Origin of the sequence: Alicyclobacillus dauci, from assembly GCF_026651605.1 — a bacterium.
Taxonomy (GTDB): Bacteria; Bacillota; Bacilli; order Alicyclobacillales; family Alicyclobacillaceae; genus Alicyclobacillus; species Alicyclobacillus dauci.
In genome coordinates this window covers 3532145-3553109 of sequence record NZ_CP104064.1, presented here as the reverse complement: position 1 = coordinate 3553109, position 20965 = coordinate 3532145, and the positions used below count along the sequence as shown (strand labels likewise).

The following is a 20965-nucleotide window of genomic DNA, read 5'->3' as shown; positions in this document are numbered from 1 at the left end:
AGAGTCATATTGTGCCAAAATGAGCGATTGGAGTTCAGGAGGGAACCTAGGAGTATGTACAAACGTGGAAAGTGGATAGCATCGTTAGCTGTATTAGCTTTAACAGGTGTTGTGGCGGGTTGTGGGACTTCGAACAATACAAATTCGGGTAGTACAGCAGGCAACGCGAAGGGTGCGGTCAATCCAACCTCTAATCATCTCGGAACCATTACACTGTATACCTCAGACGGACTGGAAGATTACTATAAGGCCGTACTTCCGCAGTTTGAAAAGGAATATGGAGCAAAAGTAGTGATGGTCACCGATGGAAGTGGCGCCGTGGTCAACCGCCTGGACGTCGAGAAAAACAGTCCCAAAGCTGATGTAGTGGTGACCATGCCGCCGTTTGTCCAAAAGGCGCAGCAGGAAGGATTGCTGCAAGACTATAGGTCTACTGCATGGGATGAAATCCCTTCTTCGCGCAAGGATGCAAACGGGTATTGGGAAACCTTTATCGACAATTACATTAATTTTGCTTACAATCCGCAACTCACTCCAAATCCGCCAAAGACCTTCAACGATCTGCTGAGCGCCCAATACAAGAATCAAGTTGCATACTCCAATCCTCAGTCTGCTGGCGACGGCATGGCAGTACTCATCATGGCACAACAGTTGTGGGGTACACAGAAAGCAATGACTTTCCTCAAGTCGCTTGAACCCAGCGTTAAATTTCACACGAAAGGAACAGGTTATCTCGACGTGCTACTCAATCGCGGTGAAGTAATAGTGGCGAACGGAGACCTTCAGATGGATATGGCTGACAATGTGCAGGGAGGAATGTCTGTAAAGCCTCTGTTCTTGGCGCCCTCCGCTGGACAAAAGCCTGTCACTTTTGAAGACCCATACGTTGTAGGACTGGTTAAGAATTCGCCAAATACTGCGGGTGGTGAAGCGCTCATCAATTACCTGTTGTCCAAATCTGCACAGGCAGAGACCTACTCAATTTTCGGATTGCCAGCTCGAACCGACGTACCTGCCACATCTGCCAACGCCAAGGAAGTCGAAAGCCTGTTAAACGGCGTACAGGTTCTTCCTATTAATTGGAGCAATGTTCTCGACAGTCAGACACAATGGCAGTCCATGTGGCAATCGGAGGTATTAAATGCTTATGGCAAGCAAGGCAGCGTTACAGGAAACTGACGATTTGACAAAAGAAGCCGACGGGGTTGTCGTAGACAGCCTCTCGGTTTCCTATCGAGCGAACGTCGTTTTGAAAGATGTCAGCCTTCATGTGAAACGCGGCGAGGCCATCACGCTTCTCGGAAACAGTGGTTGTGGCAAAACGACGCTGTTGCGGGCCATTGCTGGATTTGTTTCGCCATCGCGCGGGCGCATTCAAATGGCTGCACGAGACATTACGAATGTGCCCTCCCATCGTAGGGACATCGGTTTCCTTCACCAACAGTATGCTTTGTTCCCACATCTCACCGTGGAACAAAATGTTCGTTTTGGACTTCGCGAACGACGTGTCCCAAAGGACGTTGCAGAGGCAAAGACGGACAGAGTACTCAGTATGGTTCGTCTGGAGGGCGCACGTGCCAAGTACCCATCCGAGCTGAGCGGCGGGATGCAGCAACGGGTTGCACTCGCCCGTTGCCTGGTGTTGGAACCGAAAGTCTTATTGCTCGACGAACCGCTTAGTGCACTTGATGCTAATCTGCGCATGGAGTTGCGTCATGAACTGAAGGAAATGCGACGTCGCTTTCCTGACATGACGATGATTTACGTGACGCACGATCGCGACGAGGCCATGACGTTTTCCGACAAAATTGCGGTGATGCGAAATGGCGTGATCGAACAGTTTGGGAGCCCGAGCGATCTGTATGACCATCCAGAGAACGGGTTTGTGGCCCGATTTCTGGGTGAACTAAATGAGATACCGAATGAAATTACCCAGCGACTTGCTCATCGTCAGAGCAACTCGTCGCAGGTCGGCCAATGGTACATCCGGCCCGAACGTGTGGTCCTGTCAGACGAACTCGACATCAGTTTGCCGGGGGTAGTAAAAGCGGTTGAGTGGTTAGGCGGTACCCATCGCGTTCAGGTTGAAGTTATGGGAGGCCAGGGATCCACAATGACCGTAACGTCCACTCGGTTACGAGAAGATCCCTATGTGGGAAAACAGATTGCGATTTCATTTTGCCCGGAGGACTGTATGCATGTATCGTGCAAGTAAATTGCGCTACCCGGTGCCCGGAATTCTGTTCATGTTTGTCATGGTGCTGCTGTTTTTGTTCCCGTTATGGACCTTGGTTCGGCTGAGCGGATCTGCCCGAAGTTGGTTTTCTGGTTTAAGTCTGGTGTGGAGAGAACAAGGCTTTCTCGCGAGTTTGATCACGTCCCTTCACCTCGCCCTAGTGAGCATGTTCATCACAGCAGTTGTCGGAACAATTGTCGCAATCGCGTTTCGACTGTTTCCTATCCCGGGCAGGCAGTTCTTGCTGAGAGCGATGGAGCTTATCGTCGCGTTCCCATCGTTTCTTGTGGCTTTCTCGCTGATTTACCTATATGGGTCACGTGGGGCTGTAACTGTCGGCATCCAGCAATTGCTTCACCTACAGCAGGCTCCCTTTGATTTTCTTTACAGCCAGACTGGCATCGTCATGGCGGAGGTCACCTATTACTTGCCCTTTATGATTCGCCCGCTCCTCTCAGCCATCGAACTGTTGGATGGGTCTCTGTTCGAAGCTGCTTCCAGTCTAGGAGCGGGGCGCCTGCGACAAATTTGGCGGGTATTGCTCCCTCTGTCGCTGCCTGGTATTACGGCTGGGGCAATCCTCTGTTTTCTTTTCATATTAAATGAATTTGGCATTCTATTGATTTTGGGATCGCAGCGTACGCCAACAGTACCCGTATCAATTTACAACCGGGCCATGGTGAATTTAGACCTACCAGGAGCATCTCAGGAAGCGCTGTTAATGCTTGTGTTTGTGTTAGTGATCTACCTCGTCTATCGGTTCTCGTACAGTCGAGCAGAGAGAAGGTTTTCTGAGAAGCTTCAACGATTATCGCTTGATTCGGCACCACTGATATCGAAGGGGCGATCGGCTCGGATACTTGGGACCGCGACGACGCTTTTGGTCGCCATTGCTTTTTTCCTACCCGTTGCCGTAGTTCTTCTATCCAGTTTCGCAAAAAACTGGGTCGGAACTGTTTTACCAACGTCCTTCACGCTCCATTGGTTTACAAGTCTTCAGTGGGATGATTGGGGTTCGATTATCACCACGCTCATCATCTCTACGATTGTGTCTGCCATCGCCGCGGCGGTCGGTTTGCTTGGCGCGTGGTTGGTTGCAAATCGACAGGGAGGTGAAGGCGGTCTGTACGACACGGTGCTCACGCTGCCGCAAACTGTCCCCAGTGTAGTCATCGGTTTAAGTCTTCTAATGGCGTATGACAGTGGGCGACTGAATTTCAGCAATTCGCCAATCATTGTCATCTTGGCACAAACGACCCTCGTGTTGCCGACTTCGTATAGGACGATAGTGGTCGCTTTGACCAAGCTCCCGCAAAGTTATTCCGAGGCAGCACAGGGACTTGGGGCATCACCAATGAGGGCGTTTGTGCGTGTGACACTGCCCCTGCTCGTACCGGCTTTGAAAAGTGCATTTGGCTTAGCATTTGCACTCTCAGCCGGTGAACTTGGTGCAACGATGATGGTGTATCCTCCTGGGTTTGCCACTGCACCTATTCAAATCGTTCAGTATGTCCAACGAGGCTATTATGCACAAGGTGCAGCGTTGTCTATCGTGATGTTATGTGTCTTGATGATTGTCCTTACATTGACCGCAGGTGAATTTCGCATACCCTTCTTCAGACGCCGAACGCGGTTAGCAGAGCGCGTCGAAAGTCCGCGAAAATCTTCGTACAACTACGAGGCATTGACAGGGAAGGAAGTTTAATCATGGAAAATGAGAAAACGAAGACGATACGTGCCGTGATATTTGACTGGGCAGGCACTGTCGTGGATTACGGTTGTTTTGCGCCAATCTACGGGCTTGTTGAAGCGTTTAAAGCATTTGATATCGATGTCTCACTGGATACGGCTCGGCAGGACATGGGTTTAGCCAAGCGGGATCACATTCGAAAACTTCTTGCGACGCCTTCCGTGGGGGAAGGCTTCCGCACGGCTCACGGTCGTTCGTCAACTGAGAATGACATTGATGCAATTCACCAACACCTTGAAGCAGGTCTTCTAGTTCGTTTACGAGATTTTGCCGTTCCCATTCATGGTGTGGTCGACATGGTCAGCGAGTTGACGTCGGCGGGGATTCAAATCGGGAGTACGACAGGTTATACGCGACCAATGATGGATGTCATTCTCCCAATCGCGATGGAGGCGGGCTATCGTCCACAGGTAGTTGTCACTTCATCCGAGGTTCCGACTGGCCGTCCAGCTCCATGGATGTGCTTTGAAAACGCCAAGCGCCTCGGCGTATACCCCATGGACCGGCTGGTCAAGGTCGGGGATACACTCGTCGACGTCGACGAAGGGCGCAATGCGGGCATGTGGACAGTGGGGGTGATCGAGGGAAGTAATTTACTCGGTCTATCCCGGTCAGAAGTGATTACCATGAAACCGAACGATTTGGAGCTTCGAAAGGAACACGTGGTGGAACAAATGATGAGCCGTGGCGCGGATATAGTGATTGATCGCATTGTCGACCTTCCGGATGCCATCAAGTCGATTGAACAACGTTTGGCGCTAGGAGGTCGTCCGGGTGAGGGACAACGAGAACTGGCGCAGGCGTGAAGGGGATGTCAACGATTCAGAACTGCGCAGTGCCTGGCTCGAAGGGCTGAATGAGGAGTCTCGTTCCTGGCTTGAACGCGATGACAACGTATTTCTCCACCAATCTTTGTCTAGTCCATGTGTTGATGTCGTCGCAAAGTCTAGCGGCCCCACACTGTGCACGCCTGACGGCAAAGTGCTCTATGACTTTCACGGAAACAATGTCCATCAACTTGGGTTTGGTCATCACGCAGTTGTGCGCGCTGTCACAGAGGCACTGCAGGACCTCCCGTTTTCACCAAGACGATATACGAACGAGCGGGCTGTTCAACTCGCTGAACGTCTTGTTGGATTGACCGGAAATCGGTTGAACAAAGTATTGTTTGCGCCGGCGGCTACACTTGCGGTGGACACAGCTATCAAACTTGCACGGATTGTCACGGGTAAACAGAGAATGGTGTCGCTGTGGCACTCGTTTCACGGGGCATCTCTCGGTGGGCTATCCGTTGGAGGACAGCCGCAATTTCGTTCCGGGCTTGGGTCACTTGGCCCAGAAACAACGCATATCCCCCCTTGTGCGACGGCCAGTTGTCCATGGCGCTGTGGAGACGCTTGTGATATGAGATGTGCAGATTACCTTGACTATGTGCTCGACGCCACACGCGACGTTGCTGCTGTCATCATGGAGCCCATTCGCAACACGGATGTACAGGTTCCGCCAAGAGATTACTATGACCGAGTTCAAGCGATCTGTAGACGTCACGGTGTGTTGCTCATCCTCGACGAGACCGCCACCTGTCTGGGGCGTACCGGTCGTATGTTTGCCTATCAACACTACGATCTCGATCCAGACATGGTCATTCTCGGTAAAGGTCTGGGCGGTGGTGTCTTTCCGATTGCTGCACTGCTTGCCAAACGTGAATTGGACGATGCCAAGCCTTATTCCATCGGTCACTACACACATGAAAAGACACCTGTTGGTGCTGCTGCGGCGCTCGCCGTGATCGATACGATTGAACGGGAAGACCTATGCCAACGCGCAAATGAACTCGGGACCCGAATTAGGATGCACTTGCAGGAAATACAGGAATCATTTCATGTTTTTGCAGACATTCGTCAAATCGGTGCTCTCTGTGGTGCAGAGTTGAAGGACACGCCCGAGATGGACGGGGCGTCGCTCGCGGAGCCCATCATGTACGAGTCGTTTCATCAAGGCTTGAACTTTAAGGTAGCAAGTGGATCTACGTTGACTTTGTCACCGCCCCTTATCATGTCGGATGAACAGATTGATGATGCGATGGGAAGGCTCTACACCAGCATACAGCATGTACTAGAACGGACTTCGAAGGAGCGACTTTACACCCATGAATGACACGGAATATCGGAATTCATACCTCCTCATGACACCTGGGCCACTCTCGACCACGGAGGGGGTCCGGAGGGCGATGATGCGCGACTGGTGCACCTGGGACGACGATTATAAGGAAATCACACAAAATATTCGCTCCCGCCTCATTCATATTGGTGAATGCACGCCCGACAACTACACGGCTGTCCTCCTGCAAGGGAGCGGAACCTATGTGGTCGAGAGCGTTCTTACGACGGTTCTAGATGATCAGAGCAAACTACTTATATTAGAAAATGGAGCTTATGGGCGTAGGATGGCTACCGTTGCGAAGACGGCTCGAATCCCATTTGAAAGCTACAGTTTCGGTGAGACGAATCCGGTTGACCCAGAGTTTGTGGCAGCGCGACTTGATGCGGATCCGTCGATTACACACGTGGCACTTGTTCACTGCGAGACGACTACGGGGATGGTCAATCCATTGCAGGAGATTGTCCATGTCATTAAACAGCGTGGAAGGTACGCGATTGTGGACGCGATGAGTAGCTTCGGAGGTATGCGGATTTCCGTCGAAGCGTTGAATATTGATTTTCTTATTAGTTCGGCGAACAAATGTATTCAGGGCGTACCTGGTTTCGGATTCGTCATCGCCAACACGAATGCTCTGGCGCAATGCGAGGGGCGCTCTAGATCGCACTCACTCGATCTCTACGATCAATGGCGAGTCATGGAGGAAAATAATGGCAAATGGAGGTTTACATCTCCGACTCACGTCGTTCACGCTTTTCATCAGGCGCTGTTGGAACTTGCGGCCGAGGGGGGCATCCCTGCGAGAGAATCGCGCTACGTGGAAAATCAAAGACGGCTCGTTGAAGGGATGAATGCAGCAGGATTTAGCGAGTTGCTCCCCAATGCACACCAGTCACCGATTATCACATCATTTCTCTACCCGACCGATGATTTCTCTTTTGAGGAATTTTACCAATCGATTAAGAAGCGGGGATATGTCATCTACCCGGGCAAGTTAACGGAACAAGCGACGTTCCGAATTGGTACGATTGGGGACATCCACCCCAGTGATATCGATCGATTTGTCAGTGTAGTTGCGGAAATTGTTGGAACTAAGCGCTGACCGTCTTTTGATTTTACATCGTTTCTTTACTTATTTTTATCTGTTTAATCTCAGAAAACACAACAGGTCGTGGCCAGTGGCCTTCGTGTTGCCGGTGAGGGGGACGCGGTGGGACTTCACTGTTTCGATTTTTTGCTGGCGGATCGCTTCATCCCCGCTGCTGTTTTCTGACGTGGTTTGCGTTTCGATCCCGACTTTTTACTGGTTCCCTTCGTTTCCTGCAACACGGATTCGATCATGTTCTTCATATGTAGCAGTTGTTCGTGCAGGGCCTCCTCAGACGCGCTCGCAATTCGGCGCTGGATTCTGGGATAAATCATGGGAATGGCCTGGTTGACGATCATCCGATCCAGCCCGGACACATGCGCGAGCGCCTCCTGTACCAATTGGTTGAGGGCCGTTACGGTTCTCTCATGAAGTGTGGATGGTGACGCGTCCTGATTTGGCATACTTCTCCCCCATTTCTGACGAACATAAGTTATGCGCGACTGGCGCGAGGGGTTCCAGGTCAAAGAGAAACCGCGCGAGACGGGGAAGGTGACTGAGTCGCATTTGTGGCGGGAACCGCGTCGCGGTATGCTGTTCCTTGAAAGATCCTAACCCAAGTGGGAGTGATATAAATGGAGCGTGAGGGCGTACAACGGCAGGAATTAGCCACGTTCGCGGGCGGTTGCTTCTGGTGTATGGTGAAGCCGTTCGAGGAATGGCCGGGCATTATCAAAGTCGTTTCCGGTTACACGGGTGGAACGAAAGAGAATCCGACATATGAGGAAGTATGCTCTGAGACGACAGGGCACTATGAAGCCGTTCAAATCACGTTCGATCCGGATGTGTTCGCGTACGAGAGACTGCTCCAAGTTTATTGGCAGCAGATCGATCCGACAGACGCCGGTGGTCAATTCTACGACCGCGGTTCATCGTACAAGACGGCAATTTTTTATCACAACGACGAACAACGACTCGCTGCGGAGAAGTCGAAGAACGAACTCGCGGAGAGCGGAAGATTTCAAAAAACGATTGTCACTGAAATTCTACCGGCTGGTCCGTTCTATCCGGCGGAGGAGTATCATCAAGATTATCACAGAAAAAATTCGGCGCATTACAATCGCTATCGCATGGCATCCGGTCGCGACGCCTTTATTGAGCGTCATTGGGGCAAGTAGTTACCGTTTCATCGTCTAAAGGTAGGGTGCGGTCAAAACGGGACTGAGTGGTCCTGTTTTGACCGCTTTCTTTTAAAATTTATAAGTCACCGCCTACCTGTGTCGCTCATAGGATATCCCGGAATCCTACTTCGAGAGGAGCTAGGCACGATGGGTTTCCCTCCTCAACAACAACCACAGCCTGGGATTGAGTCTGTCATGTCTCCACGCCCAGTTTTCGATAATCCAAACTATAAAGCTGCTGATAAGCTACTTGGCAAAGTTGCCATTGTCACGGGTGGCGACAGTGGAATTGGGAGAGCCGTATCGATCGCGTTCGCAAAAGAAGGAGCGGACGTCGTTATCCCCTACTACGATGAGCACGGTGATGCGGAAGAGACTAAGCAATACGTGAAAGCATACGGTCGCAGATGTACGCTGATCCCAGGAGATCTTGGAGATGAGCAACACTGCAAAGAGATTGTCGCATACGCGATGCGGAAACATGGTCGAGTCGATATTTTAGTGAACAACGCTGGGGTTCAGTTTGCACAGGACAATCTATTAGGCATTGAAAGACACCAGTTAGAGTTTACTTGTAGAGTGAACATTTTTGCGCCGTTTTGGTTGACAAAAGCGATTTTGCCCCAAATGAGCAAGGGGAGTTCCATCGTGAACACTGCCTCTATCGTTGCTTACAGGGGGGAGCCCATGCTCATCGATTACTCTGCAACAAAGGGTGCAATCGTGTCCTTTACCCGATCACTGGCGAGCTCTCTAGCCGATAAAGGAATTCGCGTCAACGCAGTAGCGCCTGGGCCGATTTGGACGCCACTCATCCCGGCGTCGTTCCCGCCGGATCGGGTGACTACATTTGGTGATAGCGCGCCAATGAAGCGAGCTGGACAGCCATTTGAGGTGGCACCCGCCTATGTGTTTCTGGCCTCAGATGATGCGTCTTATATCTCCGGTCAGGTGATTCACGTGAACGGCGGATCGATTGTCAATGGATAGTCTCTGGCACGTCCTCCTCTGAAGGGTGGATTACGGAGGTGGTTCGGAGTCGAGCGACAACAAGAAAACAACCTGCGCCAATCAGTGAACTCACCATGCAGACGCTGTACATGAGCTCCGGACCCCCGTAGCGCAAGAGAAATCCGTTGAGTAGATTGCCAACGATACCTGCCAGTCCGGAACAGATCATGCCGAAAATACTCTGTGCAGTCGCTTGCATATCCCGCGATGCGTTTTCCGAAACAAAATCGACTGCAGCGACGTAGTAGAACCCGAACGAAATGCCGTGGAGGATCTGGATGACGAGAGCTAACCACGGTATCGGCAGAAACGCTTGAACGGCCCAGCGCAAGACGTACGCGACACATGCAATGAGGAGGGTTCGTTCCCGTCCTAACCGCTGAATAACGTTCCGTGCGATGAGCATGGCTGGCACATTCGTGCCGGATGCTATAAAAAATGCGACGCCCGTCATTGCGAGCGAGCCGCCCATCGCACGAAATGTCAAGGCAAAGTATGTATTGAAAGCAGTCAATGTCTGACTGACGAGAAATCCGCCGAGAAGAAAGAAAACAAATCGTTTGTTCCTCATGAGGGACGTGATTCCGCTGCGGATGGAAATGGTGCTGGCAAATTCAACTCTATCTTGGGGGAAATAGAAGGCAATGGCCGCACCCAGTGCTGCTACAACAAGGTAGGGGATCCACAATGACGTCACCGGGAAACGAGCGAGATACTCTCCGCTTAAGTAGCCGCCGATGGCAAAACCCAAGCTGCCGAACATGCGGACGGACCCGTACGTAGCGCCGGCCCGCGGCGCGTTGACGACCGTATACGCGTCAGAAATCGGTGACTGCGGCGAGGTGAAGATGTTCCACAGGGAATTGGCTAAGACAATGACCCACAGCCAATTCGCGTCGAACAAGATAGCCAATAAGCCAGGGAACATGGAACTCATTGCAAGTGTCAATCGAGTCATTTGGAATCGATCGACCACGTATCCCCAAATCGGCTGCGTCAACAGTGAAATGAACGTCCCGATGGCCATTACGATACCCACTGTTCCACTTTGAAACCCGTCATGCTCGAGGAGAATGGATATATATGGAACAAGAATTCCACCAGACAGGCCTGTAGAGAAGTAGAACCCTCGAAGTTTGACCACGGTTGACCGCAACGCTATCTGTCCCTTCAACGCAAATCAACTGAACGCTCACATAACGAAGCATACACTCTTGCACTTGTATCGTCATCAAGTTGTTCCGAAATTCTCTGCAAAAACGAAAAACCACCCGGCTGGGTGGTTTTGTTGCTTTGCCCTGTATTTTCCGATTTCTGAGTGATATGGCTTATTTACTGTCTATTGCGCGCTCTTTGCGACTCGCAACGTCTGGGATGAGCCAGTAAATGATGAGCCCAGCGAGCGTCGCAAAAGCGATCCCGTTATTACTGTAACCGACACCGACGATGAAGATGACCGCCACAATGATCAGGTTTTTCATGTTCGTAAGCTGCACTTTTTCCTCGATCATATGCCGAATCCCCATGGCCGCGATCATCCCGTACAACAAAATCCCGATTCCGCCCATTACCGCCGGCGGAATGGAGTGAATGAGGGCTCCGAATTTCCCGAGTAAACCAAGGATAATCGCGATCACGGCCGCCCCCTGTATGATTCGACTCGAAAACTGCCTGGTCATGGCCAGTACCCCTAAATTTTCAGCGTACGTCGTCTCAGCTGGGCCGCCCAGAAAGGCGGATATCAAAGTAGCCACGCCGTTTCCTAACAGGATGGATGCGAAACCAGGACTCTTGGTGACATCTCGACCTGTAATCTCATTGAGCACAAACATGTGGCCCAAGTCTTCGACCATGGTCACGAGCGCAATGGGCGCCATGGCAAGAATCGCTTGCCAACTAAACGCTGGCGCGTGAAAATGTGGCACCTGTATCCAAGCTGCCTGCGAGACACCACCGAATGCCACCAAGCCACGAATGACAGAGTAGATATAGCCAACGATGATGCCCACGAGAATGGGAATGATACGTGCCTGTTTGGGTCCGGCGATGGATGAGAGAATGGCAGCGAGGAGACTGATGATAGCAACATCCCAATGTGTCGACGCCTCGGATTGGATAGCCGTCTGCGCCAGCGACAAACCGATGATGGCCACTACGGGACCCACGACAACCGGCGGAATCGCTTTGCGAACCCGCTCGAATCCGATGGCGGTAATGATAAGGGAGAGAATAGCGTATACCACTGAAACGCTGATAAGTCCGGTCACCGCTTGTCCTGGCTCGTGGTGTTTACCTACGAATAGGGCGAGTGGTGCGATAAATGCGAATGATGACCCGAGATACGTTGGAACTTTCCCACGCGTTATCAAGTGGAAAATCAACGTCCCAACGCCGCTTGCGACGAGGGTTGAACCGGGATCGAGTCCAGTTAGAAACGGAACGAGCACTGTCGCGCCAAACATGGCGAACACATGCTGAAAGGAAAGGGGTGCGCTCCTGAGAAACGATTTCACAACTTGGCCTCCTTAATTGTGACTTGGCGCTAGTGCTTCGTCACAGTGATGTCGACCTAGATGACGTATAGGGCTTCGCCCTTAGGCAGCCTTTTGTCAATAAGTCGAATGTCCGTCCCATAGTATATCCGTGAATTGCCGGGCAGGCGAGCAGGAATTTTGACAAGTTTCGATGGGTGGACGGCGGGGAAGGCGGGGAAGGCGGGGAATAGGGGAATAGGGGAATAGGGGAATAGGGGAATAGGGGAATAGGGGAATAGGGGAATAGGGGAATAGGGGAATAGGGGAATAGGGGAATAGGGGAACGTGGGACCGCTGTCCACCTGTAGCAAGTGGCTGGTGAGCGTTAACGGACCGTTATTTCCTTGTGCCACCAGTTTGAGGCGTACTTTGAGCCATATGTGTGCAATAACGGAGTCTGGTTCCTTTGTTTCGCAATTATTGCCTGGAGGACGGCCTATAAGGGACTACCAGGGACTTAACTGATTGTCGCGAGTCCGTGAGGGTGTTGTGGTTCTACGCGGCCTGAAGCGATCACGCGCCTGAGTTGGTACCAGTGCCGCATGGGGCACCCTGGGGCGGCCCGGCGGTAGGTGCCTTAGCCACGCGGCGGGCGAGTGTCCCGTCCCGCATGCGAGTCGGGCCAGCATGGCGAGATACACGTGGGCTTGCAGGGGCACCGTTCCCGGTGCCCCTGCAACCTGTGCGTGTTATTGCCCCGATCCGTTCGACGTCGAGGCAGTAGAATTCGACGCCGCCGAATTCGACGTACCCGCAGCTGGAGCTGCATTTAAGTCCGATGGCGGCGTGATCGGGTCAGAATTATAGGTGTAGCCAGCCGCAAGTGTTTCGTGAAGAGAAATGGCAGATATCTCGCTGGCGGAGCTTTTTGCGCTGGCGGGAATGGGCAGCGAATTCATTGGGATATTCATGTCGATGGTCATGTTTTCGCCCGTGATCAGAGTTTTCCCGCCGACGGGATTAACGGTGATGCTCATTGTTCCGTGCATGTGTCCCAGTACGGAATTGATCAGCTTCGACATATCACTCGGTGACATGCCTGTTCCATCGGCTGCTGAAGCCCCCACATTTTGCATCACGGGTCCCAGGAGTTGCGCCATGCTACTGCCGTCGAGTGTCGCCGTGTACTGTGTCGCGTTGCCTGAGGACGAGCTTGTTGAGTGGATGTTACGCAGTCCCGTGAAGTTGATGTCCTGTGTCGGCAGTTGTGACTCAAGGGTTTGAATCAACTGTTCACTGCTCGTTTCCTCTGTCCAACCTGTTCCTTGGTTGACCCAAACCTTTGTTCCCTCGATGTATTCTTGGATTGGCTGAGGCGTACCCGCGTCATTCCCTTGGCCTGACCCTTGGTCCGAAGGAATATCCGGTGTAATCCTTAGATAGATGGCTTTCTGGCCGTTCACCGTACCGGTTTTCATACTCATGTTCATCTGAATGTCCATGCTACTGGGGGTACCTTGTAGATCAACTTTGCCTTTGCTCGTTAGGGTCAACTGAATGTGTTCGGCCATGTTGGCTGTCATTTGCGACTCTGGGGCTGCCTGCGAATTGGTGAAGGCGTCCGCTAGAGCAGCCACATCCGGGGTTTGTAGGCTGAGTTGACCGCTGTTCCACGTTGAAGCTACGTTCAATTGCTTAAGGACATTCGCGATGTCGTGAACGGAGATGTAGGTGGTGATGTGGTGTGATGACGGATCGACTGCTGGGATGGTCGAAACATTCACCAGGTGTTTACCGTTTAGCGATACAGGCGTATTTCCCGCTCCGCCAGTCAACGCCCCGGATCCTACATTGTTCCCTGATGTTGTGATTGTCCACGCACTTCCGTTCCACGTGCTATGAATGCCGACAGACTTAAGCGCTTGCATGACATACCAAAGTGGGACATATGTCGTACCACCCTGGTTGATCGTGTGGGGAGATGAGAGATTGTCGTTGTTTAATACGATAGAACCCGTGTTTTGCTGGCTCGTCGACGCGAACGCTGCAGGCGACGCCACGCCCAAGACGACCAAACATGTAGCAATTGCCCCCATCCATTGTTTCTTCATTTCGTCAGCCTCCTATATTTGTAGGAGATTGATGACTGACCAAGTATGTAAAAACTCTCCATACCGTTGAGACTACCATAATTTTTGCAAATTGTGAGAAGTTATCTCGCGGGCTATGACCTCGCTGTACTCCTTGGCCGAGATCGCATGATACAATATCATGAACGCATAAGGGGTTTTGGACGAATGAACATTTTATCCGCAGATAACGTGTGTAAGAGTTATGGTGAAAAAATTCTCCTGAATCATGTCTCTTTTGGAATTGAAGATACGGATAGAATTGGTCTCATCGGCGTGAACGGTGCAGGGAAATCCTCGCTGTTGAAAATCATCGCCGGGTTGGATACGCAGGACAGCGGAACCATTACGCTCGCGGGACGTGTCACGGTTCACTATTTGCCACAGGAGCCGACGTTCGATCCCGACGCAACAGTTCTCCATCAAGTTTTTCACGGGGACTTACCGGTCATGCGGCTGCTTCGCGAGTACGAGGAGACGACCCAGTCATTGGCTGAGGACCCGGAGTCCCAGGAGCTTCAAGCCCGGCTCATTCGTTTGCAAGGGCGTTTGGATGAAATGGATGCGTGGCAACTTGAGCACGAAGCGAAGATCATTCTGACGCGGCTCGGCATTTCCAACTTTCATGCAAAAGTTGGGACCCTGTCTGGCGGCCAACGCAAGCGAGTCGCCATGGCACGAGCGCTCATTCAGCCTTCCGATTTGCTCATATTGGACGAGCCCACAAACCACATCGACAACGAGAGTGTGGAGTGGCTCGAAAGCTACCTGCAACGTCGCAAAGGCGCACTGTTTATGGTCACGCACGACAGGTATTTCTTAGACAGGGTCGTCAATCGGATTTTCGAGTTGAACCACGGCCACATTTACCAGTATCCCGGAAACTACTGGAAGTTCATCGAAATGAAAGTCGCCAGAGAAGCAGAAGAGCGGGTGTCGGAGGAGAAGCGGCAAAACTTTTTGCGCAACGAGATCGAGTGGATTAAAAAAGGTCCACGAGCGCGTGGCACCAAACAAAAGGCGCGCACAGAGCGGTATTACGAAATCCTTGAGCAAACACCGATGGGGACCGAGGAAGAGGTGCAGCTGTCCACCGCCAGCACGCGACTCGGAAAGTCTGTCATTGAACTTCGTCAGGTGTGGAAAGCGTACGAGGGTCGGACGTTGGTTGCGGACTTCAGTTATATCGTTCTGCGGGATGATCGGATTGGCATTGTGGGGCCAAATGGTGCGGGGAAGTCGACGCTGCTCAAAATGATGATCGGGCGTATGCAGCCGGATCAGGGGGAAGTGTCAATCGGATCGACCGTTAAGATTGGCTACTTCAGCCAAGAGCATGAGGATATGGACACGAGTCAGCGGGTCATCGATTACATCCGCGACGAGGCGGAATACGTCCAGACAGCGGACGGCGAAACCATTTCAGCTGGGCAGATGTTGGAGCGATTCCTCTTCCCGGGACCACTTCAGTGGACGCCAATCGCGAAGCTGTCGGGTGGAGAGAAGCGGCGCCTCGCTCTGTTGCGGATGCTGATGTCGGCGCCCAACGTGCTGGTGCTGGACGAGCCCACCAACGATCTCGACATCCCCACCCTCGCCATCCTTGAGTCGTACTTGGATGAATTCCCGGGAGCGGTCATTACGGTTTCCCACGACAGGTACTTTTTGGACAATGTCGTGGACAAGATTTTCGCATTCGAAGGCAACGGCAAGATTTCTGTCCATTTCGGCGATTTCTCCGATTATGCTGCTACAAAGAGATCGGAGTCGGACGGGGCACCTGTGACGGCGACCGCCGACGGGGGGGCGAAAGCCGCGCAGGCCGACAAGGATGAGACCACACGCCGCACACATCAGCGTGAGACGCTCAAGTTCACATTTAAGGAGCAGAAGGAGTACGACGAGATCGACGATCGAATCGAGGAAACGGAAGCGGCCCTTAAGCGTGTGGCTGACGAAATGGTGCGTCACGCAGACGATCACGTCCGCCTCCAGGAACTATTCACAGAACAGCAGCAACTCGAGAGCCACTTGGAGCACTTGATGGATCGCTGGACGTACCTCAATGAACTGGCCGAGAAAATTGAACAGAGTCGAAAGTCTTAAGCCGCTAGGGTTTTAGGACTTTTGTTCCACTGTTTACCGTTTTACTGTTTCCTGTCGTTCACAATTTGTTCAACGGGTTTTTAACTTATTTTTTCTCTTAAATTATTGGAGGTTAGGGCATTTGCACGATCCAATACCATCATGACCATACTTAAGTTCATCGTGCCCGCACTGACCATTGTCGTTTTGCTTTTCAGTTTGAGAATTGCTAACTTCAGTTCCCACGGATTCGCACCATTCGGGTTCTCAGGGGTCGAGACAGCCATCTCGACAGGCGGCGTCATGTTCGCATACTTGGGCCTGCAACCCATTGTGTCCGTTGCCAGCGAGGCCAAGAACCCACAGCGCACGATACCCATCGCGCTTATCGTTTCTGTGCTTCTATCTGCAATTATCTATGTAGTCCTACAGGTCGCTTTTATCGGTGCGATTCCCGCGGACAATCCGTCCTGGGGGACACTCATCGATGTTGTCTCTGACGCGCTCGTTCTCACCTACGCGCTTGCACCGATCTCGGCCTACGCCTTCCGAAGGAACGCACCCGACGTTCCGCGACCATTTTTCCTGCGGGGGATGACTGTCATTGGACCCGTGGCCTTCATCATCGCGAGCCTCATCGTCTACTGGACCGGCTGGAGTGTTGACTCCTGGTTGCTCGGCTCCCAATTGGTCATGTTTATTATCTACCTGTTGGCGCGCAAAAAAGTCCCCACAAAAGCGGTCTCTTTCACGCAACAGGTCAAATCCTCATGGTGGCTTGTATTTTACTACGCCGCTATCATCCTCGTTTCCTATCTCGGCAACTTTGGTGGAATTGGCGCCATTAAGGGCGTCTGGGATCAAGTACTCATTGGTGTGATCGCACTGATCACCTACTATTGGGGTGGTCATACAGGTCTACCCAAAGCAATTCTTGACGAGGAAGACATCGACGACGGCACAACGGCTTGAGGGTTGTGGGTCGGGTGGCCTATCCATGCCAGTCTATTCATCTCAATCGCTCCATAGGACGCATCCCCACTTCTGCTCCACCAGCCAGCGTGGGCCATGCTCTTGGCCAGTTTGGTTCCGTCTGTTACAATGGAAGCACAGACACAAGCCAAGATTTGGTTCAATATCGGCGAACGGCTTCGATCAATCCGAATTAGCTCGCGACGGATGTTCTAAGCGGATCTTCTTCATTGAATGGAACCAGTGGATGCACCGCGTGCGACGAGGTGGCCCAGGCCTCGTCTGGCGGTGCGTCGTCATGTCGGCATATCGCGGTTCGTTCGGAAAAATGGTTGGTTTAATTCAGCGATGACTGATACAATAGTTTTTTACCGATATTCGTGCGTGGCGTGTATGGCTTTGGTGAGATTTGTACAAGCATAGAATGAGACCGAATTTGTAATCCAAAAAGGAGTTAGTTTATGGCAAATTTTTCAGAACTAAATTTGAGTGAACCTGTTCTCAAGTCCTTATCGAGTATGGGATTTGAGTCAGCTACTGATATTCAATCGCAAGCGATTCCAGTTGCTTTGTCGGGTCAGGACGTGATCGGACAGGCTCAGACGGGCACGGGTAAAACGGTTGCGTTCGGCATCCCGATAGTTGAAACAGTGGCGCGCGAAGATACGAACATTCAAGCAGTCATTCTTACGCCGACCCGCGAGTTGTGTATTCAAGTTGCCGAGGAAATCAGCAAAGTGGGCGGTTTTAAGGGTATTCGGACGTTAGCTATTTATGGTGGTCAGGACATTGGACGCCAGATTCGTAGTTTACGGAATCATCCGCAGGTCATCGTTGCGACTCCGGGTCGCCTCATGGACCATATGAATCGCAGAACGGTAAAACTCGATCACATCCGCATCGCTGTACTTGACGAAGCGGATGAAATGTTGGATATGGGATTCGTAGAAGATATCGAGACGATTCTCGCAGCGTGCCCGTCAGAACGGCAGACTATGTTGTTTTCCGCCACGATGAAGCCTGGTGTCAAGAGTTTGGCTCGCAAGTTCATGCGGGACTTTGTACTCGTTTCCGTCAAGGCGACGGAAGTGACGGTGCCGACTATTGAACAGGACTACTACGAGGTTCCGGAGCCGCAGAAACTGGATGTGCTAACGCGTCTGCTCGATATTCAAAATCCGGAGCTTGCCATTGTCTTCGGTCGAACGAAGCGGCGTGTCGATGAGTTGTCCAATGCGCTGCAAACTCGCGGCTACATGGCGGATGGACTCCATGGGGACCTGAGTCAAAAGCAGCGCGACACCGTGATGGGGAAATTCCGCGAGGGAGGGCTCGAAGTCCTCGTTGCCACCGACGTTGCAGCCCGTGGGTTGGACGTGTCTGGTGTGACTCATGTGTACAACTTCGATATTCCGCAGGACATTGACAGTTACGTTCATCGTATCGGTCGGACGGGACGTGCGGGAAAGAGCGGTATCGCGTCGACGTTTGTGACGCCGCGCGAGATCGATCACCTACATCAAATCGAGCGAATGACCAAGCACAAAATAAATCGTCGTCCGTTGCCGACGTTTACCGAGGCGAAAGTCAGCAAGCAGCGAATTGCAATGGAACAGCTGCTCGATGCATGTGAAGATGAGAATTTGAGCGGATTCAAGAGCCTCGCAGAGGAAGTGCTTGAAGGACATGATTCACTCACTGTCGTTTCTGCAGCAATCAAGTTGTTGACGAAGGGAACCAACGAGGTTCCCATTAAGCTCACGGCGGAACAGCCGATTCGGATTCGGAGTCCGAAAAATCGCGAGCGCGGTGGTTATCGAGGTGACAGACATCGCGAGGGTTACCGGCATCCCAGAGGCGGGCATGTTCGAGGCCGCAGTCGCCACCAAGGGTAAAGGATTTTTGTGGGAAAAGGTCGCCAAATTGGCGGCCTTTTCTTCGCAATTTCATGTTATAGTGGGCGGATGGATAACTTAAAAGGGGATTGTTGAATGATTCGAGTGAAAGATCTTTCGGTTTCGTTTGGGAGCCGGATTTTGTTTGAAGATGTCAATCTCAGTTTTGATGAAGGCAACCGCTACGGTTTGATTGGTGCGAACGGATCGGGAAAGTCGACATTCATGAAGATTCTCGTTGGGGACTTTGAACCGAGTACGGGCAGCGTGAGCATTGCGCCTGGTCTGCGCGTGGGTGTTTTGCGCCAGGATCACTACCAGTACGATGAGTGCACGGTCCTCGACACCGTCCTGATGGGCCACCCAGAACTTTGGGAAGTCATGCAAGAGCGCAACCGACTCTACTCGCTGCCTGAAATGTCGGAAGAAGAGGGCATGCGTGTCGGCGAACTCGAGAGCGCGTTTGCCGATATGGATGGGTATTCTGCTGAATATTTCGCCGCCGAGCTCTTGGAAGGCCTCGGGATTCCCGTGGAGAAGCATGGCGATTTGATGAGTTCGATGATCGGCGGATTCAAGCTGCGCGTCTTGCTCGCCCAAGTGCTGTTTGGCCGTCCTGACGTGTTACTGCTCGACGAGCCCACGAACCACTTGGACTTGCACACCATTCGTTGGTTGGAGAACTTCTTGCTCGATCACAAAGGTACCATGATCATCATCTCTCACGACAGGCACTTTTTGAACACGGTTTGCACCCACATGGTAGACGTTGATTACAAGAAAATCTCGATGTTCTCGGGAAATTACGACTACTTTGTCGCAGCAAGCACCTTGGCGCGTGAGCAGTTACTTGCGGAAAATTCGAGAAATCTCGACAAGATTGCTGAGCTGCGCGATTTTGTTCAGCGATTTTCGGCGAACAAGAGTAAGGCGAAGCAGGCGACGAGTCGGCAGAAGCAAATTGAGAAGATCGAAATCCAGGAAATTCGCCCCTCTTCTCGCGTGTCGCCGTATATTAAGTTCACTTCCAAGCAAGCACTCGGTAAACAGGTTGTGTCGGCGAAAGATGTCCGTAAATCGTTTGACGATCTCGACGTTCTAAAAGGTATTACACTGGACATTCTCGGCGGGGAAAAAGTGGCTGTCATCGGTGTCAACGGGATCGGTAAAACGACGCTCTTGAACACGCTCATGGGCGAGCTGGAACCCGATACAGGACAAGTTACCTGGGGACAGTCTGCACAGGCAACCTATTTCACGCAGGACCACAACGAAACGATTCCAAAAGACACGACTGTCTATGAGTGGCTCCGCAGTTTCGATCCGGAAGCAGATGAACAGACGATTCGCAGCATTCTAGGCCGCATGCTCTTCTCGAAGGACGAAGTGCACAAGTCCACTGAAGTGTTATCGGGTGGAGAGACGGCCCGCTTGATGCTTGGCAAAATGCTCCTGTTGCAGGGCAATGTACTTGTTCTCGACGAACCGACGAACCACTTGGATTTGGAATCCATCGATGCTCTGACGAAGGCGCTTAAGGAATTCGACGGGTCAGTAATTTTTGTGTCGCACGCTCGTCAATTGGTCACAGACGTGGCGAATCGAATTCTGGAATTGACGCCGCAGGGCGTGATCGACTTCCGTGGGTCATACGACGAGTACCTTGAAAAGCGCGATGCACTGATGGCGCTGTGATGAAATCACGTATCGGATACAATCATAGGTCGGATAGGTAGGTAATGATGATGAAAAACGGCCAGAACCGCAAAGACATCCGTGCCGGTCTTGAAGTGGATATCGTCTTGAAACAGGACCAGCGCACAGGCAAATTAACGCGAGGAATTGTCAAGGACATCCTCACGAATTCACCTACGCACCATCGGGGAATCAAAGTTCGTCTGCAAGACGGTCAAATTGGCCGCGTTCAGCACATTATTGACACCGAATAACGTTTGTCGCAAGTTCCGGGTGGCTAGACGTTTGTT

The 20965-nt window shown here is 51.9% G+C and carries 17 protein-coding genes; 13 read left to right on the top strand and 4 right to left on the bottom strand.

Features of this window, described 5'->3' with window-relative positions; genetic code table 11:
- Nucleotides 1-54 precede the first annotated feature (54 nt).
- Genes phnS through phnW form a run of 6 tightly spaced genes read left to right on the top strand, consistent with a single transcriptional unit; the run spans nt 55 to nt 7248 of the window.
- Nucleotides 55-1179: a 2-aminoethylphosphonate ABC transporter substrate-binding protein gene (phnS, locus tag NZD86_RS18000; RefSeq protein WP_268043432.1), complete on the top strand. Its 1125-nt coding sequence runs from the start codon at nt 55-57 to the stop codon at nt 1177-1179.
- On the top strand, nt 1142-2215 hold the full coding sequence (locus NZD86_RS17995) for an ABC transporter ATP-binding protein (protein WP_268043431.1): 1074 nt from the start codon (nt 1142-1144) through the stop codon (nt 2213-2215). The genes phnS and NZD86_RS17995 overlap by 38 nt, the downstream gene beginning before the upstream one ends.
- Nucleotides 2199-3941, top strand: coding sequence for an ABC transporter permease (locus tag NZD86_RS17990; protein ID WP_268043430.1), 1743 nt, complete (start codon nt 2199-2201; stop codon nt 3939-3941). Before NZD86_RS17995 ends, NZD86_RS17990 begins: the two co-directional genes overlap by 17 nt.
- A 2-nt stretch (nt 3942-3943) precedes the next feature.
- Nucleotides 3944-4792 carry a phosphonoacetaldehyde hydrolase gene (gene phnX, locus NZD86_RS17985; protein ID WP_268043429.1) on the top strand — a complete coding sequence of 283 codons (849 nt, stop codon included), beginning with the start codon at nt 3944-3946 and terminating at the stop codon, nt 4790-4792.
- On the top strand, nt 4761-6143 hold the full coding sequence (pbfA, locus tag NZD86_RS17980) for a (R)-1-hydroxy-2-aminoethylphosphonate ammonia-lyase (RefSeq protein ID WP_268043428.1): 1383 nt from the start codon (nt 4761-4763) through the stop codon (nt 6141-6143). The genes phnX and pbfA overlap by 32 nt, the downstream gene beginning before the upstream one ends.
- A complete protein-coding gene (phnW, locus tag NZD86_RS17975; protein ID WP_268043427.1) occupies nt 6136-7248 on the top strand; it encodes a 2-aminoethylphosphonate--pyruvate transaminase in 1113 nt (370 codons plus the stop codon). Before pbfA ends, phnW begins: the two co-directional genes overlap by 8 nt.
- Before the next feature lie 116 nt (nt 7249-7364).
- Here the strand turns inward: phnW and NZD86_RS17970 are convergent, their stop codons facing one another.
- Nucleotides 7365-7697, bottom strand: a complete 333-nt coding sequence (locus NZD86_RS17970) for a hypothetical protein (RefSeq protein ID WP_268043426.1) — start codon at nt 7695-7697, stop codon at nt 7365-7367.
- Between the two features lie 171 nt (nt 7698-7868).
- On the opposite strand from NZD86_RS17970, the gene msrA reads away from it, so the two are divergent.
- Complete coding sequence (gene msrA, locus NZD86_RS17965; protein ID WP_268043425.1) at nt 7869-8411, top strand: peptide-methionine (S)-S-oxide reductase MsrA; 543 nt, start codon at nt 7869-7871, stop codon at nt 8409-8411.
- 150 nt (nt 8412-8561) lie between these two features.
- Nucleotides 8562-9404 carry an SDR family oxidoreductase gene (locus NZD86_RS17960; RefSeq protein ID WP_268043424.1) on the top strand — a complete coding sequence of 281 codons (843 nt, stop codon included), beginning with the start codon at nt 8562-8564 and terminating at the stop codon, nt 9402-9404.
- Here NZD86_RS17960 and NZD86_RS17955 read toward each other — a convergent pair.
- The 3 genes from NZD86_RS17955 to NZD86_RS17945 form a co-directional block, all read right to left on the bottom strand.
- Nucleotides 9394-10599: an MFS transporter gene (locus NZD86_RS17955; RefSeq protein ID WP_268043423.1), complete on the bottom strand. Its 1206-nt coding sequence runs from the start codon at nt 10597-10599 to the stop codon at nt 9394-9396. The genes NZD86_RS17960 and NZD86_RS17955 overlap by 11 nt on opposite strands.
- Before the next feature lie 154 nt (nt 10600-10753).
- Nucleotides 10754-11938: a uracil-xanthine permease family protein gene (locus NZD86_RS17950; protein WP_268043422.1), complete on the bottom strand. Its 1185-nt coding sequence runs from the start codon at nt 11936-11938 to the stop codon at nt 10754-10756.
- Between the two features lie 710 nt (nt 11939-12648).
- Entirely contained in the window at nt 12649-14010 is a 1362-nt protein-coding gene (locus NZD86_RS17945) for a hypothetical protein (protein WP_268043421.1), read from the bottom strand.
- A 186-nt stretch (nt 14011-14196) separates the two neighbouring features.
- Between NZD86_RS17945 and NZD86_RS17940 the strand changes: the two genes are divergently transcribed.
- The 5 genes from NZD86_RS17940 (at nt 14197) to NZD86_RS17920 (ending at nt 20929) form a co-directional block, all read left to right on the top strand.
- The gene (locus NZD86_RS17940; protein ID WP_268043420.1) at nt 14197-16134 is read left to right on the top strand and encodes an ABC-F family ATP-binding cassette domain-containing protein; all 1938 of its coding nucleotides are present in this window, start codon (nt 14197-14199) and stop codon (nt 16132-16134) included.
- Between the two features lie 141 nt (nt 16135-16275).
- Complete coding sequence (locus NZD86_RS17935) at nt 16276-17085, top strand: amino acid permease (RefSeq protein WP_407655184.1); 810 nt, start codon at nt 16276-16278, stop codon at nt 17083-17085.
- A 461-nt stretch (nt 17086-17546) separates the two neighbouring features.
- Nucleotides 17547-18980, top strand: a complete 1434-nt coding sequence (locus NZD86_RS17930) for a degradosome RNA helicase CshA (RefSeq protein WP_268043419.1) — start codon at nt 17547-17549, stop codon at nt 18978-18980.
- Nucleotides 18981-19076: 96 nt separating this feature from the next.
- Nucleotides 19077-20675, top strand: a complete 1599-nt coding sequence (locus NZD86_RS17925; protein WP_268043418.1) for an ABC-F family ATPase — start codon at nt 19077-19079, stop codon at nt 20673-20675.
- A 50-nt stretch (nt 20676-20725) separates the two neighbouring features.
- A complete protein-coding gene (locus tag NZD86_RS17920) occupies nt 20726-20929 on the top strand; it encodes a YwbE family protein (protein WP_268043416.1) in 204 nt (67 codons plus the stop codon).
- Nucleotides 20930-20965 lie beyond the last annotated feature (36 nt).

What these genes read in the sequence shown, in the direction of transcription:
- phnS (WP_268043432.1), top strand. Translation starts at nt 55, where the DNA reads ATGTACAAACGTGGAAAGTGGATAGCATCGTTAGCTGTATTAGCTTTA.
- NZD86_RS17995 (WP_268043431.1), top strand. Translation starts at nt 1,142, where the DNA reads ATGCTTATGGCAAGCAAGGCAGCGTTACAGGAAACTGACGATTTGACA.
- NZD86_RS17990 (WP_268043430.1), top strand. Translation starts at nt 2,199, where the DNA reads ATGTATCGTGCAAGTAAATTGCGCTACCCGGTGCCCGGAATTCTGTTC.
- phnX (WP_268043429.1), top strand. Translation starts at nt 3,944, where the DNA reads ATGGAAAATGAGAAAACGAAGACGATACGTGCCGTGATATTTGACTGG.
- phnW (WP_268043427.1), top strand. Translation starts at nt 6,136, where the DNA reads ATGAATGACACGGAATATCGGAATTCATACCTCCTCATGACACCTGGG.
- NZD86_RS17970 (WP_268043426.1), bottom strand. Translation starts at nt 7,697, where the DNA reads ATGCCAAATCAGGACGCGTCACCATCCACACTTCATGAGAGAACCGTA.
- msrA (WP_268043425.1), top strand. Translation starts at nt 7,869, where the DNA reads ATGGAGCGTGAGGGCGTACAACGGCAGGAATTAGCCACGTTCGCGGGC.
- NZD86_RS17960 (WP_268043424.1), top strand. Translation starts at nt 8,562, where the DNA reads ATGGGTTTCCCTCCTCAACAACAACCACAGCCTGGGATTGAGTCTGTC.
- NZD86_RS17945 (WP_268043421.1), bottom strand. Translation starts at nt 14,010, where the DNA reads ATGAAGAAACAATGGATGGGGGCAATTGCTACATGTTTGGTCGTCTTG.
- NZD86_RS17940 (WP_268043420.1), top strand. Translation starts at nt 14,197, where the DNA reads ATGAACATTTTATCCGCAGATAACGTGTGTAAGAGTTATGGTGAAAAA.
- NZD86_RS17935 (WP_407655184.1), top strand. Translation starts at nt 16,276, where the DNA reads ATGACCATACTTAAGTTCATCGTGCCCGCACTGACCATTGTCGTTTTG.
- NZD86_RS17930 (WP_268043419.1), top strand. Translation starts at nt 17,547, where the DNA reads ATGGCAAATTTTTCAGAACTAAATTTGAGTGAACCTGTTCTCAAGTCC.
- NZD86_RS17925 (WP_268043418.1), top strand. Translation starts at nt 19,077, where the DNA reads ATGATTCGAGTGAAAGATCTTTCGGTTTCGTTTGGGAGCCGGATTTTG.
- NZD86_RS17920 (WP_268043416.1), top strand. Translation starts at nt 20,726, where the DNA reads ATGAAAAACGGCCAGAACCGCAAAGACATCCGTGCCGGTCTTGAAGTG.